Source organism: Rhodococcus mengyinensis, assembly GCF_048381435.1.
Classification (GTDB): domain Bacteria; phylum Actinomycetota; class Actinomycetes; order Mycobacteriales; family Mycobacteriaceae; genus Rhodococcus_F; species Rhodococcus_F opacus_D.
Genome location: NZ_JBLWIT010000145.1, coordinates 239,084 through 255,111 on the forward strand (window position 1 = coordinate 239,084; position 16,028 = coordinate 255,111).

The following is a 16,028-nucleotide window of genomic DNA, read 5'->3' on the forward strand; positions in this document are numbered from 1 at the left end:
TATCTATTTTCCGATCGACAGCACCACGAGATCGAGGAGAGTCCCCTATGACCACTGTGGTGGCCGAGTCCGTCACACAACTGAGCCTGTTCTCCGACCCCGCCTCGGTGGCCGTCGTCGGAGCCTCCGCCGATCCCGCGAAGTGGGGTTACTGGCTGGCGAGTGGCGCCCTGACCGGCGAGCACCGCCGCCGAGTCCATCTGGTCAACAGGAGAACCGACACCCTGCTCGAACGCCAGTGCCACCCGAGCCTGTCGGCCCTCCCCGAGGTCCCCGACCTGGTCGCTCTCTGTGTGCCTGCGCCGTTCGTCTCGGACGTGGTGGACGAGGCCCTCGCACTCGGCGTCCGCGGGTTCCTCGGCATCACCGCAGGCGTTCCCGGCGAAACCGAACTCGCGGCCCGGATCCGAAGTGCCGGAGCACGACTCGTCGGCACCAACAGTCTCGGCATCTACGACAGCGCCACCGACCTCTCGCTGGCGTGGGGACGGTTCACACCGGGGCCGCTCGCGATCATCTCGCAGAGCGGGCAGCTCGGCTCCGAACTCGCCGCGCTCGGCGCCCGGCACGGCGTGGGCGTCTCCCGGTTCGTCTCCATCGGTAACCAGTCCGACGTCACCGCCGCCGAACTGCTCGCCGATCTCGGCGGCCACGACCCGACGCGCGTGATCGCCCTGTACCTCGAAAGCTTCAGCGACGGTGAATCCCTGTTCCGGACGTTGCGCGCCCTGCGCGACACCGGACGACCGACCCTGCTGCTGACGGTCGGCGCCAGCGCCGCGAGCACGCGTCTGGCGCGCTCCCACACGGGCTCGCTCACCTCTGCCCTGGATGTCGTCGACGCCGCGTGCCGCGCAGCGGGAGTGCTCCGCGTGAGCACCCCCGACGAGTTGATCACCGTCGCCCGGGCATTCCTCTCCACCACCGTTCCCGCCGGCAACCGCGTCGCCATCGTCGGCGACAGCGGCGGGCAGTGCGCGATCGCCGCGGACGTGACGAGCGCGAGCGCCTTGACCGTTCCCGACTTCTCCCCCGCGCTCGCCGATTCCGTTGCCCTGCAACTACCGAACGGTGCGGCCAGCAACAACCCGGTGGACCTCGCCGGGGCGGGCGAGCAGGATCTGGGAAGTTACGCGAGCGTCGTCGAACATCTCCTCCGTGCCGACGAGTCGGACGCCGTGGTGCTCACCGGGTATTTCGGCTGCTACGCGCGGGACGCGCCCACTCTCGCCGAACCCGAAGCGGCCGTGGCCGAACGGATCGGCCGGGCGTCCGCGGAGACCGGCAAACCCGTCGTCGTCCACACCATGGCTCCGGAATCGAGCACCGCACAGGCGTTGTGGCGGCACGGCGTCCCCGTGTTCGACACGGTCGACTCCGCGGTCCGCGCCCTGTCCGGGCTGTCCCGCCTGCAACCGCCGCAACCGTCGAATCACGTCCTCTCCTGGCCCGTTCCACGGGGCGGACTCCGGCCCGGATACTGGGCCGCGCGTGAACTCCTCACCGAACTCGGTGTCGCTTTCCCCGACGGCGGCATCGTGCACACCCGCGAGGAGGCGATCGAAGTGGCCGGCCGTCTGCGGGCCCCGTTCGTCCTCAAGGCGAGTTGGCTCGAGCACAAGAGCGAGGCGGGCGGCGTCGCGGTCGGCATCGACGGACCCGAACAACTGGCGCGCACCTTCGCGAACATGCACTCACGACTCGGCGACGGCGACTACGTGCTCGAGGAGCAGGACACCCGGGCGGGCACCGTGGAGATCTTGGTCGGCGCGCGCCGTGATCCCGACCTCGGTCCGGTGATCGTGGTGGGCGCCGGTGGCACCGAAACCGAAGTGCTCCAAGACATCTGTCTCGAATCGGCCCCCGTCGGACCTGGCGATGCCCTCGCGATGCTCGAACGCCTCCGCTGCATGCCGCTTCTCCGCGGGTGGCGGGGACGCCCCGCGGTGTCCGTCGACGGCGTGGTCGACGTGATCACGCGGGTGTCCCGGTTGATCGCGGAACGGTCCGACATCGCCGAGATCGAATTGAATCCGGTCCGCGTCGCCCCGGACGGAGCGCTCACCGTCGACGCGCTCGTCGTGGCCGCCGAACCGGCCCCAGCCCCGTGAACCCGCATCCCGAGACAGCACAGGAGAACATGCGATGACCGAGACCCACTCCCCCGGCCTCGTCCCGAACACCGCCGACGAATTCCAGGACCGCGTCGCCGTCGTCACGGGTGGCGGCTCCGGAATCGGACGCGCCGTCGCGATGCGGTGGGCGGCCGCAGGCGGCACCGTCGTCGTCTTCGGCCGCAGGCAGAACGCGCTCGAGGACACCGTCCGGGCGGCCGAGCAGGTCGGCGGGAAAGCCCGGGCCGTGGTGTGCGACGTGCGGGATTCCGACGCCGTGGACGCCGCAATCGACGGAGTGGTCGATCGCTACGGCCGCCTCGACGCGCTCGTCAACAACGCCGCAGGCAACTTCGTGGTTCCCAGCGAGGACCTCTCGCCGGGCGGGTGGAAGGCCGTCGTGGACATCGTCCTGAACGGCACGTTCTACTGCACCCGCGCGGCGGGCCGCCACATGCTGGCGACCGGTCGCGGCACCATCCTCAACACCATCGCCAGCTACGCGTGGCACGGTCATCCCGGCACCGTCCACAGTGCGGCAGCCAAGGCGGGTGTCGTCGCGATGACGCGCACGCTGGCCGTGGAATGGGGCGGACGCGGCGTCCGGATCAACTGCATCGCACCGGGACCGACCGAAACCGAGGGAGCCGGGGCGGCCCTGTGGCCCACCGAGCAGGATCGCGCCCGAGTGCTGTCGAGTGTCCCGGCTGCACGCTTCACGATGCCGGAGGAAGTCGCCGAATCCGCGGCCTTCCTGCTCAGCGACCGCTCCGGCTACGTCACCGGCGAGGTCCTCGTCACCGACGGCGGCCAATGGCTCGGCAAGTCCGTGTACACGGACTCGCGAGCGGCGGCCCGATGACCACCACGATTCACACCACGTGGGACCGCAACTCGATCCTCGTCGGCGGGGACTGGATTCCCGTCACCGACTGCACGCAGGTGCACGACCCGGCCACCGAGTCCGTGATCGGCCGGTCGGCGTCGGCCGGTGCCGACCACGTCGACGCGGCCGTCTCGGCGGCACGTTCCGCCGGAACAGCGTGGGGTGCACGCGCTCCCGGGGATCGCGCCGACATCCTCGACGACCTGTGCACCCACCTGCGTGCGCGGAGGCAGCTCCTCGTCGACACCACCGTCGCGGAAGTGGGAGCCCCGGTGACCGTGGCCGAGGAAGCGCACATCGACCTCGGGATCGAGATCCTCGCGTCGTATGCCCGGCTCGCCAGGGACCTTCCCTTCCGGGAACGGCTGGGCCGGACGCTGCTGTTGCGCCGCCCCGCGGGTGTCGTCGCGTGCATCACGCCGTGGAACTACCCCTTCTACCAGCTCGCGGCCAAGGTGGGAGCGGCTCTCGCGGCGGGATGCACCACCGTCGTCAAGCCGGCCGAACTCACCCCACTGTCCACCTACCTGTTCGCCGACGCCGCACTCGATGCCGGCGTTCCGCCCGGGGTTCTGAACCTGGTTCCGGGCAGCGGTCGAACGGTGGGGGCCGCGCTGGCCGCGCATCCCGGGGTCGATGTGGTGTCCTTCACCGGCTCCACCGCCGTCGGCAGGGACGTCGCGCACGCCGCCGCCGAATCCCTGAAACGCGCGTGCCTCGAACTCGGCGGCAAGTCGGCCTCCGTGGTGCTCGGCGATGCCCCACTGCCGGCGGTGGTCACCGCGACCGTCGACGCCGCCATGCTCAACTCGGGTCAGACGTGCAGCGCGTGGACTCGTCTGCTCGTGCCGCGCACACGGTACGAGGAGGCGGTCGAACTCGCCGCCGTTCACGCCGGCACGTTGCGGGTGGGTGATCCCCGGGATCGCGCGACGCAACTCGGCCCGGTGATCTCGGCTGCGCAGCGACGATCGATCGCGGAGGCGGTCGACGCGGCGGTCGCCGGCGGGGCCCGTCTGGCAGCGGGAGGTTCCGGTGTGCCCGCAGGCCTCGAAACGGGCCACTACCTGCGGCCGACCGTGCTCGCCGACGTCGGACCGCACGACCCGATCGTGCGCAACGAGATCTTCGGGCCGGTGCTGGTCGTCCTCCCGCACGACGGCGACGAGGACGCGATCCGGCTCGCCAACGACAGCGACTACGGGCTCGGCGGCGCCGTGTGGTCGGCCGACCCGGAACGGGCCCTGAGCGTCGCGGCCCGGATGGACACCGGTCAGGTCGACATCAACGGCGCCCCGTTCAACCCCGAGGCCCCGTTCGGCGGCTGGAAGTCCTCCGGCCTGGGCCGGGAGCTCGGCCGGTTCGGCGTCGAGGAGTTCACCGAGCTGACGGCGGTGCAGCGCTGACCCGACGCACCCCACACCCCAGTCCCACACAGACACAACCGTATTCGAAGCGAAGGAACCGCGATATGACCACCACCAACATCCCCGCCTGGCCCCTGACCGACGAGCAGAAGCAGATCATCGAGCTGTGCCGGGACTTCGCGCAGAAGGAGATCCGGCCCCGCGGCCGGGAGGTCGACGAGGCGGATGTCGTGACGCCCGTCGACATCTTCGCCAAGGCCGCCGCGGTGGGCATCACCGACTTCATGATCCCCGAGGAGTTCGGCGGAGGCGGAATGGGCGACGTCTTCACCCAGTGCCTGGTGCAGGAGGAACTGTGCTGGGGTGACCCCGGCATCGGAAACCTCGTGTGCTCCAACGGCTTCTTCTCCGATCCGATCATGGTGCTCGGCACAGAGGAGCAGAAGAAGCAGTGGCTCGGCCCCCTCACCGGTCCGAACGCTCCGATGACCTCGCTGGCCACCACCGAACCGGGATCCGGCTCGGATGCGGCGTCGATCGTCACCACGGCCGAGCGTGTCGACGGCGGCTACCGGCTGGGCGGGCAGAAGGCGTGGATCTCCAACGCCGGCGCCGCCCAGTTCTACGTCGTGTTCGCCAAGACCGACCGCACGCAGCGGTCCGGTGGCGTCTCCGCGTTCCTCCTCGAGAAGGGCGCCGAGGGAATGACCTTCGGTGAGCCGATGAAGAAGATGGGACAGCGCGCGATCGTGTGCCGGGAGATCTTCTTCGACAACGTGTTCGTCCCCGAGGAGAATCGTCTCGGCGAGGAAGGACAGGGTTTCTACGGTCTGATGGGCACATTCGACATCTCCCGGGTCGTGCTCGGGGCGGCCGCCGTCGGCGCCGCCCGGGCCGCCTACGAGTACGCCCTCGACTACGCCAAGACACGGAAGCAGTTCGGGGTGCCGATCATCGAGCATCAGGCCGTCGCGTTCCGGCTGGCAGACATGGCGACGCGGATCGAATCCGCCCGGCTGCTCGTCCATCACGCCGCCCGCATCATCGACAGCGGCGGCAACGCCCGGGGCATCGCCGCCATGGCGAAACTGACCGCGTCCGAAACCGCCATGTTCGTCACGCACGCCGCGGTACAGACGCTCGGCGGTTGGGGCTATTCCCGCGAGTACCCCGTCGAGCAGTGGATGCGCGACGTGAAACTGGAGGAGATCGAGGAAGGCACGTCCGACATCATGAAGCTCGTCATTTCCCGGAACCTGGACTGAGCCGCGCGGGTGCGGGACGCGGAGACGCCTTCGCCCCGCACCCGCCCGGGTACCCGCGCACCATCCGCACACGAACACTGCACAGCCCATGGGAGGGCATCGATGACAAGCCAGAACGGCGGCCAGGCACTCGTCGCGGCTCTCGCCGCACACGGAGTCGACACGGTCTTCGGAATTCCGGGCACCCACAACCTCGCCGTCTACGCCGCCTTGGCCGACTCGCCGATCCGCTCCGTCCTGACCCGGCACGAGCAGGGAGCCGGCTACGCCGCCGACGGATATGCCCGCGTGACGGGCAAACCCGGCGTGTGCCTGACCACCACCGGCCCCGCCATCCTCAATGCCGCTGCCGCAGCGGCGCAGGCGTGGTCGGATTCGGTCCCGGTTCTCTTCATCTCACCGGCCCTGCCACTCACCCACCCGGGGAGGGGAAACGGCTACCTCCACGAGGTGAAGAATCAGCAGGCCGCGCTCGAGGCGATCGTGTCCTACAGCCACCGGGTCACCAGTGTCGCCGAGATCCCCCGCGCGATCACCTACGCCTTCGCCGCCATGAGCTCCGGCAGACCGCGACCGGTGCACATCGAGATCCCCGTCGACATCCTCGACGCGGAAGCCGACGTCCGGATCGTGGCACCGGTCCAGTCCGCTCCGCTCGCCGCTCCCCAGCACGCGGTGACCGACGCGGCACAGCGTCTCGCCGCCGCACAGTCTCCCGTGCTGGTCGTGGGCGGCGGGGCCCGCTCGGCGGCGCCGCAGGTCCGCGCGCTTGCCGAACGTCTGTCCGCTCCCGTGGTCACGACGACCAACGGGAAGGGAGTCTTCGACGAGGACCACCCACTGTCGGTGGGAGCCGGCGTTCACCATCCGACGGTCCGCGCCGTGCTCGAGGCCGCCGACTGCGTTCTCGCGATCGGGACGGAGTTCGCACCCTCCGATTTCTGGTACGGCCCGGTCGAACTGGACCACAAGCTGATTCGCATCGACGTCGACCCGACGTCGATGACCACGAACGCCGATCCCGCCATCCGCCTGCTGGGCGATGCCGGGACCACGGTGTCGCAACTGCTCGACGTCACGAAGATGCGGGAGGATCCCGGCGCCTGCGAGCGGGCCGCGTCGCTCCGACGGGGACTGCGTGCCGATGCCGCCGCCGAGGGCGCTCCGTGGCTGGACATGATGACCGCCATCGCACCGGTCGTCGACGAATCCACGGTGATCGCCGGGGACAGCACGATGGCCTGCTATTACGGTGCGCTGTCGAACCTCACCGTGCACCGCCCCGGCGGATTCCTGTACCCGACGGGACAGGGGACGCTGGGATACGGTCTGCCCGCGGCGATCGGCGCGTCCGTCGCCGACCCGGACGCGCGTGTCCTGGCGATCCTCGGTGACGGCGGGGTGATGTTCACCCTTCCCGAGCTCGCGACCGCGGCGCAGCTTCGATTGCCACTGCCCATCGTCGTCGTCGACAACGGCGGTTACGGCGAGATCCGCAACGAGATGGCGGACCGCGGCGACACCGTCCACTCGGTAGCCCTCGGCGGCATCGACTTCCCCGCCGTGGCGCGGGCGATGGGATGTCACGGACGAGCCATCGAGTCCCCCGCGGCGCTGACGGACGCGATCACGGCGGCGTTCGACGCGGATCGCCCGACCCTCCTGCACATCCGTGAGAACAGCAGGGCAACGCAGCAGGGGTGACGGCTACGCTGGTTCGGCCGAACTCTCGACTACGGTCTCTGTAGACGAGACGTCACATCCTAGGAGTTGAGAGCGCGATGCCACGCCCCAGCGTTGAAGCGGAACGTCGAGAACAGATCCTTCAAGCGACGTGTGAAGCCATCGCCGAGCTCGGCTTCCGCGCCGTCCGGATCGCCGACGTCGCGACACGGGCCGGGGTGAGCAACGGGACGATCCACTACTACTTCGATTCCAAGGATGCGCTGCTGCATGCGGCGTTCCAGTTCAACTTCGAGCACTCGCTGGAACGACGGCGATGGATCATGGAGAAGAGCGACGTCCCGCTCGTGCGGCTCCACCGGCTCGTGGAGTCGTACCTGCCCGCCGGGCCGGAGACGATCACGGCCTGGCGGGTGTGGGTGGAGCTGTGGGCGTCCGCGCTCGGCAACGTCGAACTCCAGGAGCTCAACGACACCGTGTACGGAGAGTGGCGCGGGGTGGTCCGGGAGACCGTCGAGGCCGGTGTCGAGCAGGGCGCTCTGCGGGTGAAGGATCCCGGGGCCGCCACCGACATGCTCCTCGGCCTTCTCGACGGCCTCGCGATCCAGGTGCTCACCGGTTCCACCCTGATGACTCCGACGCGGATGCGGGCGGTGTGCGACGACTTCATCGACGCCATCACCGTCGACAAGCACCGGGTCGCGTCGACCGCCCGCAAACGCACCGCCAAGTAACCGTCAGAGCGCCGATGCGACGGTGAGCCCTTCCAGCACTGCTTCTTCCACGGTGCGCGGCGACAGGCAGTCACCGACGGCATGGATCCGCTCCCGCGGGAACCCGTCGACCTCCAGCAGATCGGTGACCGACGCATGTCCCTGGGCGAGAACGACTGCGCTGACATCGTCGACCAGCACGGGCCGTTCGGTGAGCGTGTGCTGCAGATAGGCCGTGTCGTCGTCCGCGCCGCGCAAGCGGACGTTGGGAAGGATCTCGACCTTCGCCTCCACCGCCGCGGCCACCATCGCGTTCCGCACGTACTGCTGGAGGTGTTCGCCCGCAGCGTATCCGGTGACCGCGAGCGTGACGCGGTGGCCGAGCCGGGCGAGGTGGTTCGCGACACCCAGCCCGATCCAGTCGCCGCGCCAATCGGCGACGAGGACCCTGCCGGCGGGGAGTGTGTGCCCGCGGATCACGTCCCACGCCTCCACCAGATGAGGCTCGTCGAGCGTCTCGATCCCGGGGCGGAACGGCCTCGCACCGGTCGCGACGATCAGCTCGTCGGGTTGCTCCGACCTGACCAGTCCGGGATCAACCGTCGTCCCGGTCACGAACCGCACACCCGCCCGGCGTGCCTCCCCCTCCAGGTTGGTGACGGCGCCACCGAACTCGCTCCTGCCCGGCAGCAGTTCGGCCAGCAGCACCTGGCCTCCCACCCGGGGCGCCGCCTCGTACAGGGTCACCCGGTGCCCACGCTCCGCGGCCACCGCGGCCGCTTTCAGCCCACCCGGTCCGCCGCCGATCACCATGACGCTCTTCGGCCGGCGTGTGATCTGCAGAGTTCCGAAACGCACTTCGCGGCCGGTCTCCGGATGCTGGATGCACGAGATCGCACACCCTCGCTGGAAATGCCCCATGCACGCCTGATTGCAGCCGATGCACGCGCGAATCGAATCGACCTCGCTGCGTTCGGCTTTCGCGGGCATCGCGGGGTCGCAGATGAGGGCGCGGGTCATCGCGCACGCGTCGGCCTGCCCCTGCGCGATCACCGTGTCTCCCTCGTGCGGTTGATTGATCCTTCCCGCCACGATCACCGGAACCCGGACCACCGATTTGACGGCCGCGGCCAGCGGAGCGGTGTAGGCGGCGGACTCGGTCATCGGGGCGGCGATGTGCACCGCGCCCGACAGACTCGACGAACTCCCGGCGCACACACTGACGTAATCGAGCAGTCCGTCCGCGTCCAGCGACGCGCACACCGCCTGCGATTCGTCCGGCCGCAGTCCGTCGTTGCCCATCTCGTCGCCGGAAATCCTCATCCCGACCACGAAGTCGCGGCCGACCGCCGCACGGACGGCCGCGAGTGCGGCGCGGAGGAATCGCTGGCGATTCTCCGCCGACCCGCCGTACTCGTCCGTGCGGAGGTTGGTGCGGGGGTTGAGGAACTGTGCCGGTAGATAGCCGTGGCTCGCGACGATCTCGACGCCGTCGAGTCCGGCGCGCTGCAGTCTCCGTGCAGCGTCGCCGTACCCCCGCACGACCGCGTCGATCTCGCCCGCCGTCATCGCTCTCGGCATCACGTGGAAGCGTTCGCTCGGCACGGCGGACGGTGCCAGCGCGACGGGAGTGGACCCGTCCTGCGACTCCAGGATCTCCCGGCCGGGATGGAAGATCTGCCCGACGACGACACACTCGTGGCGGTGACAGACGTCGGCGATGCGGCGGTACCCAGGGATGCAGTCGTCGTCCGTCGCCATCAGCACGTGGGATGTGTAGCGGGCGGTCTCGTGAACGCCTGCGACCTGGACCACGATCATGCCGACACCACCGGCGGCGCGGGCTTCGTGGTAGGCGACCAGTTCGTCGGTCACCTTCCCCTGTTGCACGAGAACGGTGTCGTGCCCGGAAGACACGATGCGGTTCGCGAGCGTCACGTTCCCGATGCGGAGCGGGGAGAACAGGTGGGGAAAGAGCTGTGACGTCATATCTTTCACCTTTCGGCGCCGACGGCGACGCGGGGCCGGCGGTCGTAGCCGCCGAGTCCGAGCGGCTGCACGAACGCCTTGGTCAACACGGCGTGGAGCGTGCCGGCGACGAGGAACGCCGGAATCGAGGCGGTGGTGTACGGAAAGAGCGAGGACGGAATGTAGGTGACCGGATTGAGCAGCAGAGCGTACGTCGCCGCGCCCGCAGCCACAGAGGCGAACGCGAAGGCGTTCACACCACCCCAGTACCCGTAGCAGGAGCGCGCACTGGGCAGGTACAGGTCGCGAATCCGCAGGACACCCCGGCGCAGCAGGAAGAAGTCGACTATCTGCACGGCGCACAGCGGCGCCACGAGGATCGCACCCCAGGACAGGAATCGACCGTAGTTGTCGTAGACGGCCGAGGGGAAGAAGACGAGGATCGCAGCGGGTCCGAGGATGAATGCCACCAGCACCGGCCAGGGCGTGCCGCGGAGCAGCTTCCCGCCACCGCCTTTGAGCGCCACCATGGAGGCGTACCCCTGGGAGAGGATGGCGGTGACGTTGGCGAAACCGATGACGATCAGGGCCAGGACGCCCAGCACGACTCCGGCGAGCGGGATCATCCACTCCGTCGGATCTTCGAGGTTCAGCGCCAGCGCCGCGAAGACACCGACGACCGCCGCAGCCACGGACGCGGCGAAGAGTCCGAGCCAGTTCGGCCAGAACGCCGCACGCGGACCCCGGGTGAGCCGCGCCAGATTTCCGACGTTCGGCCACCACGCGAACCCGCCGGCGATGTTCAGTTCGATCGCGACCATGAAACTGGTGTGCGGGTCGCTCTCCGGGTCGAGCGGCGGGAGACTGGCCAGTTCGGACCAGGATCGCTTGGTGAACACCATGACCAGGATCCCGACGATGATGAGCACGAGGACGGGTGCGATCACCCGGCACACCGACTCGACCGAGACCGGCCCCCGGGCGAGGACGAGCCAGGACAGGACCACCGCCACCAGCCCCAACAGGCTCACTGCCGCACCGGTCTGGGAGATCTCGACCCCGAAGACGTTGTCGATGACGTTCACCAGGCCGTGCCCGAACATGATGGCCAGTACTGCCGACCACGCCGCCGCGAAGAGCGTGGACATCACGACCATCACGATTCGGGCGCCGTTGCTGCCGAATACGCTGCGCAGGCCGACGAACTGCTCGATGCCGTACTTCGCCGACGGCAGGCACGGCGCGAGCGAGACGAGGAAGACGCTGATCGCGTAGCCGATGACGATGCTCGCGATCGCCTGTACCGCGCCGACGTAGTACGCGACGGCGGCGCCCTGCAGAAACGCCCAGGTCGCCACGGCCAAGCCGATGTTGACCGCCGAGTAGTCCCAGAAGCCCCAGATCCGCTCCGCCGGCAACAACGGCAGTTCGTTCATCGTGGCGTCCGTGCCGTCGTCGCCGGTCCCGCCTGTACTTCCCAGTTCCGTGGTGCGGTCCTGCCGCTGCCCGTCCAGCATCAGTACGCCCACCAGAGCATGACGGTGATCGTGGCGACGATCGCGGCGATCGCCGCCGCGACGTCCCGCCACGGAAGGTCGGGCAGGATCATCCCGCCTCCGCCGGGGGATTCCAGGAGGAGCAGTCGCCTCTCGAGTTCCTGTTCGAATGCGTCGTCCACGCGATCCCCATTTCTGATTGGCGGGCCAGTTATCAACAGTCTGTGGCACGGGTCACAGCGTGTCAACCCTCGAATCCTCCCGCAGGAAACCAGAATTGAGTATTGACTGGCGAGCCAATCAAGAACAGGATGCTGGTCATGACGAACACGAAGGATCACCCGACTGCCCTACCGGCCCACGTTCGGACCGTCGTGGTCGGCGCGGGGTACGCAGGCCTGTCCGCCGCACTCTCGCTGCACGACGACGGCATCGACACCGTGATTCTCGAGGGTTCCGGCCGAGTCGGCGGGAGGGTGTGCTCCGAACGGCGAAGGGACGGTGTCGTCGTCGACCACGGCGGGCAATGGGTCGGCCCCACCCAGAAACACCTGCTCGCCCTCGCCGAACGCTTCGACCGCCCGACCTTCCCCACGTACAACACGGGCGAGCACATCGAGCTGTGGCCCGACGGTGCACAGCGGCGCTATACCGGCGCCGGTCCCGACGACGGCCCCGGCATGGACGAATACCTGGCTGCCGCCGACCGCATCGACGAACTCGCGAGGACCATCGACCTCGACGACCCCACGGCCACTCCGGACATCGAGAAGTGGGACAGCGAGACCGTCCACTCCTACGTCGAGCGGACCGTCGCGAACGAAGACGCCCGTCGGCGACTCGCGCTCGCCGTCGAGGGGGTGTGGTCGATCGAGCCGCGCGATCTGTCGCTGTTCCATCTGCTGTTCTACGTCGCATCGGCCGGCGGATTCGACCAGCTGATGGAAACCGAGGGCTGCGCGCAGGAGCGCCGATTCCGGGACGGAGCACAGTCGACGGCGCTGGCTGTCGCAGAGTATCTCGGCGACCGGGTCCACGTGAATACGGCGGTGCGTCACGTCGAGCACACCACCGACGGCGTGCGGATCGAGACCACCCGGGGAACGATTCTCGCCGACACCGTCGTCATTGCACTGCCACCGTCGGCCACCCAGCGAGTCACGTTCACTCCCCCGCTGCCGGTCTCGCGCACCCGATGGGTCGAACGCAGCCCGATGGGCGACGTAGCCAAGGTGCACGCCGTCTTCGACACCCCGTTCTGGCGTGCCGACGGACTGTCCGGCCAGGCCACGATCTACGGCGACCGCGCCGTCGGAGTCGTGTTCGACAACTCCCCCGAAGATGCCGGACACGGTGTGCTCGTGTGCTTTGTCTACGGCGACCGCCAGCGGTCCTGGTCGGCGCTCTCCGACGACGACCGCCGGACCGCGATCATCGACACTCTCGTCGAACTCTTCGGCGACCGCGCCGCGTCACCGGTCGACTACACCGAGAAGATCTGGCCGCAGGACCAGTGGGCGCGAGGCGGATATGCGGCGAGTCCCACCCCCGGAACGTGGTTCGCTCACGGGCACGACGGCTGGCGCGCTCCCGCGGACCGCATCCACTGGGCGGGCTCGGAGACCGCGAGCATCTGGAACGGCTACATCGACGGCGCAATCTCCTCCGGGGCGCGTGCTGCCGAGGAGATCCGGAAGCAACTGTCCCACTGAACCAACGGGACGCTCGTTCGATCTGACGCAACGAGCGTCCCGTTCGTGCGGAGGGCGGAGTAGCGGCGGGGAGCCGCGAGGACACTCAGGGGACGAAGAAGTACCCCAGGCCCGGAACGATCGTCGCCGAGGATTCGCCGAGGACGGTCGCCGTCACGTGCCCCGACCCTGTGGGCACGTCGACGACCGGTTCTCGGCCGGGCACTCCGAAACTGCCCGACGGAACGGTCACCGTTCCGGTCGCCCCCGTGCTGAGATTGAGCCACCGCACCGTGGTGGCGGAGGTGTACGTCGTGCAGTTCGCTCCCGGGGTGAACGCCGGGCACATGCTCGTCGCCGACAGCCGCGCGATCCCCGGTCCCGGACTCGCGCCGGTGGAGGCGGCGAGCGACACCGTCGCGAAGGGAAACGGGTCACCGATGACCCCGGTGAACGGGATCTGGAACGCCGTCGTGGTCACCGACACCGGATCCGGTACGGCGGCGGCGATGCCGGCGGACGCGGTGGTCAGCGCCACCGCTGCGGCGCAGGTGCCGACGATCGTGCCGAGACGTCTGTTCCTCGTTGCCATGGTCAACCCTTCGTCACGTCGTGGAATCATGTTCCGGCTCTTCGACTGTATCGATCGACCACGTCGCACGTGCGCACTCCGGGATACCGGCGCGGCGAACCCTATGATGTAGCGAACCGCGACCGACCAGCTAAGGAGCCGCGTATGTGCTCGCCCCGCATCATGACTCACGTCTACGGAACCATCGAGAAACGCGGCGCCCCGATGAGTCGACGGTCGTTGTTCGGAGCGGTGGGCGCGGCAGCACTGGCGGCAGCGGTCGCACCGGCGACGGCATCAGCTGCCCCGACATCGGAAGCGGCGATCGTCGATCTCACCCATGTGCTCACTCCCAGCTTTCCCGTGTGGCCTGGCGCCCAGCAGTTCGCGATGCGGACGCTGGCGCGGATCGGTGACGCTCCGATTCTGCTCGGCTCCGTCGCAATCGGCGCTCCCAGTGTGTTCTACAAGAACGAACTCCGCTACGACGAGCACACCGGCACTCACGTCGACGCGCCGGCGCATGCGAGCGTGAACGGCCTCACCGTCGAGCAGATTCCGCCCCGAGACCTGGTGGTGCCCCTCGCCGTCGTGGATATCTCGGTGCGGGCCCGAGCCGACAACGACACGCTGCTCACCCGGCAGGACCTCCTCGACTGGGAGTCCGATCACGGCCCGCTCCCCGACCGCTGCATGGTGGCGATGAACTCGGGATGGGACGGCCGCGCCGCTCAGCCCGCGATGTTCACCAACCAGGACAACACGGGTGTGCAGCACACACCCGGATTCGACCCGGACGCCGTCGAGTTCCTCGTCCGGGAACGCGACATCGTCGCGTTGGGATCGGACACCCTCAGTGTCGACGCGGGCCGTAGCACCACATACGGAGCACATCTCGCGGCGCTCGGCGCCGGGAAGTACGCGGTGGAAGCTCTCGCGAATCTGTCGCAGGTTCCGCCGTCCGGCGCAACCGTCATGGTCGGCGCCCCCACCCACGCAGGAGGATCCGGCGGCCCCTGCCGGACCCTCGCGTGGTTCTGACGTGTGAGGGTCAGCCCTGCGGGGTGACCCGGAGAACCTGGTCGGTGGAACCGTTGTCCGTGGTGACGAGCAGCGAACCGTCGGCGGTCGGGGTGACCGACCGGAGGCGACCGTACTGGTTCTGCAGGCCGAACGTCTGCGCCGTCACCGACTGCCCGTCCGCGGCGAGACGCAGGAAGATCAGTTGTTTCGTCTTGAGGCCGCCCATGACGAGTGCGCCGTCCCACGGTCCCCAGCCGGGGCCGGTCACGAAGGCGGCACTTCCGGTTGCGAGGGTCGTGCTGCCCGAACTCCACGCCGCGGCAACGGCTCCCGGGACGCGCGACGGATCCGTCATCGGCACGGATTCGTCGTAGATGCCGGGGATCCGATCGGGCTTGTAGCCGTAGTTCCCTCCCGCGACCAGGAGGTTCACCTCGTCGTCGCGGGTCGTTCCCTGATCCACGGCGTAGATGCGGCCCGTTCCGGGCTGTTGCGCGAGACCCTGCGCGTTCCGGTGCCCCAGGGTGTAGACGGGGCTCGCCGGGTCCGGATTTCCGGCGGCGGGGGTGCCGTCGGTGTTGATGTGGAGAGTCTTGCCGCCCAGCGAGTTCGGATCCTGCGACACGGTCGGCTGCGCCGTGTCGCCGGTGCCGACGAACAGGGTGCCGTCGGCGGCCGTCAGTATCCGGCAACCGCCGTGACGTCCCTCGTTGACAGGGATTCCGGTCAGGATTGCGGCACCGCGGGTCAGGGTCGTCCAGCCGGCGTCGACGGTCCACGACTGGATCCGGATGTCGGTGACGCCACCGCCCTGGAATCCCTGGCACGTGTACAGGGTGCGCGTGTGCGTGAAATTGCTCGCGAGTGCAATACCCATCAACCCGGTCTCGGACTGCGCGTACAGGTCCGAGAGATCGGCGGTGACCGGGCCGGTGCTTCCGTCCGCACGCCGGACGAAGAACCCGCCCGAGCGCTGACCGGTGAGGACCGCGCCGTCCGGGGCCTGCACCGCGTCCCACGGATGGTCGAGCCCGTCGAGAACCGGAGTGACCGTCAGCGCCGGAAGCGTGTCCTCCGTGGGAATTCCCGGGCCGTCGCTACCCGAACCGAGGCTTCCCGTGTCGAATGGGAAGGGCAGCGGCTGAGCGGAGGACTGTGCGGCGGGGAGGCCGATCACGGACGCGGTGGCGAGAGCGAGGACAGCGAGCTTCGAAGGACGCACAAGTTCTCCTCGGGTCGATTGCGCACTAC

Annotated in this window: 13 protein-coding genes; 8 read left to right on the forward strand and 5 right to left on the reverse strand. The window is 68.9% G+C overall.

Annotated elements, in window-relative coordinates; translation table 11 throughout:
- Positions 1-47 precede the first annotated feature (47 nt).
- The 6 genes from ACNJ7E_RS37540 to ACNJ7E_RS37565 all read left to right on the forward strand — a co-directional run bounded on the left by ACNJ7E_RS37540 (position 48) and on the right by ACNJ7E_RS37565 (position 8,049).
- On the forward strand, positions 48-2,111 hold the full coding sequence (locus ACNJ7E_RS37540) for an acetate--CoA ligase family protein (RefSeq protein ID WP_418342223.1): 2,064 nt from the start codon (positions 48-50) through the stop codon (positions 2,109-2,111).
- Positions 2,112-2,145: 34 nt separating this feature from the next.
- Positions 2,146-2,976, forward strand: coding sequence for an SDR family oxidoreductase (locus tag ACNJ7E_RS37545; protein WP_418342224.1), 831 nt, complete (start codon positions 2,146-2,148; stop codon positions 2,974-2,976).
- Positions 2,973-4,406 (forward strand): aldehyde dehydrogenase family protein, encoded by a 1,434-nt coding sequence (locus tag ACNJ7E_RS37550; protein WP_418342225.1) that lies wholly within the window; start codon positions 2,973-2,975, stop codon positions 4,404-4,406. The genes ACNJ7E_RS37545 and ACNJ7E_RS37550 overlap by 4 nt, the downstream gene beginning before the upstream one ends.
- A gap of 65 nt (positions 4,407-4,471) precedes the next feature.
- Entirely contained in the window at positions 4,472-5,632 is a 1,161-nt protein-coding gene (locus ACNJ7E_RS37555; protein WP_378470559.1) for an acyl-CoA dehydrogenase family protein, read from the forward strand.
- Positions 5,633-5,734: 102 nt separating this feature from the next.
- On the forward strand, positions 5,735-7,336 hold the full coding sequence (locus tag ACNJ7E_RS37560; protein ID WP_418342226.1) for a thiamine pyrophosphate-binding protein: 1,602 nt from the start codon (positions 5,735-5,737) through the stop codon (positions 7,334-7,336).
- A 77-nt stretch (positions 7,337-7,413) separates the two neighbouring features.
- Positions 7,414-8,049 carry a TetR/AcrR family transcriptional regulator gene (locus ACNJ7E_RS37565; protein WP_105413268.1) on the forward strand — a complete coding sequence of 212 codons (636 nt, stop codon included), beginning with the start codon at positions 7,414-7,416 and terminating at the stop codon, positions 8,047-8,049.
- 3 nt (positions 8,050-8,052) lie between these two features.
- Here ACNJ7E_RS37565 and ACNJ7E_RS37570 read toward each other — a convergent pair whose 3' ends face one another.
- The 3 genes from ACNJ7E_RS37570 to ACNJ7E_RS37580 are packed head-to-tail and all read right to left on the reverse strand — an operon-like array spanning position 8,053 to position 11,674.
- Complete coding sequence (locus ACNJ7E_RS37570; protein ID WP_418342227.1) at positions 8,053-10,017, reverse strand: oxidoreductase; 1,965 nt, start codon at positions 10,015-10,017, stop codon at positions 8,053-8,055.
- A gap of 5 nt (positions 10,018-10,022) precedes the next feature.
- Positions 10,023-11,513 (reverse strand): cytosine permease, encoded by a 1,491-nt coding sequence (locus ACNJ7E_RS37575; protein WP_418342256.1) that lies wholly within the window; start codon positions 11,511-11,513, stop codon positions 10,023-10,025.
- The gene (locus ACNJ7E_RS37580; protein ID WP_280781408.1) at positions 11,513-11,674 is read right to left on the reverse strand and encodes a hypothetical protein; all 162 of its coding nucleotides are present in this window, start codon (positions 11,672-11,674) and stop codon (positions 11,513-11,515) included. The genes ACNJ7E_RS37575 and ACNJ7E_RS37580 overlap by 1 nt, the downstream gene beginning before the upstream one ends.
- Before the next feature lie 129 nt (positions 11,675-11,803).
- Here ACNJ7E_RS37580 and ACNJ7E_RS37585 point away from each other — a divergent pair, with 129 nt between their 5' ends.
- Positions 11,804-13,204, forward strand: coding sequence for a flavin monoamine oxidase family protein (locus tag ACNJ7E_RS37585; protein ID WP_418342257.1), 1,401 nt, complete (start codon positions 11,804-11,806; stop codon positions 13,202-13,204).
- 85 nt (positions 13,205-13,289) lie between these two features.
- Here ACNJ7E_RS37585 and ACNJ7E_RS37590 read toward each other — a convergent pair whose 3' ends face one another.
- Entirely contained in the window at positions 13,290-13,775 is a 486-nt protein-coding gene (locus ACNJ7E_RS37590; protein WP_280781406.1) for a hypothetical protein, read from the reverse strand.
- Positions 13,776-13,919: 144 nt separating this feature from the next.
- On the opposite strand from ACNJ7E_RS37590, the gene ACNJ7E_RS37595 reads away from it, so the two are divergent.
- Positions 13,920-14,795 (forward strand): cyclase family protein, encoded by an 876-nt coding sequence (locus tag ACNJ7E_RS37595; protein WP_418342228.1) that lies wholly within the window; start codon positions 13,920-13,922, stop codon positions 14,793-14,795.
- Positions 14,796-14,805: 10 nt separating this feature from the next.
- Here ACNJ7E_RS37595 and ACNJ7E_RS37600 read toward each other — a convergent pair whose 3' ends face one another.
- Positions 14,806-15,999 (reverse strand): PQQ-dependent sugar dehydrogenase, encoded by a 1,194-nt coding sequence (locus tag ACNJ7E_RS37600; protein WP_418342229.1) that lies wholly within the window; start codon positions 15,997-15,999, stop codon positions 14,806-14,808.
- Positions 16,000-16,028: the final 29 nt, after the last annotated feature.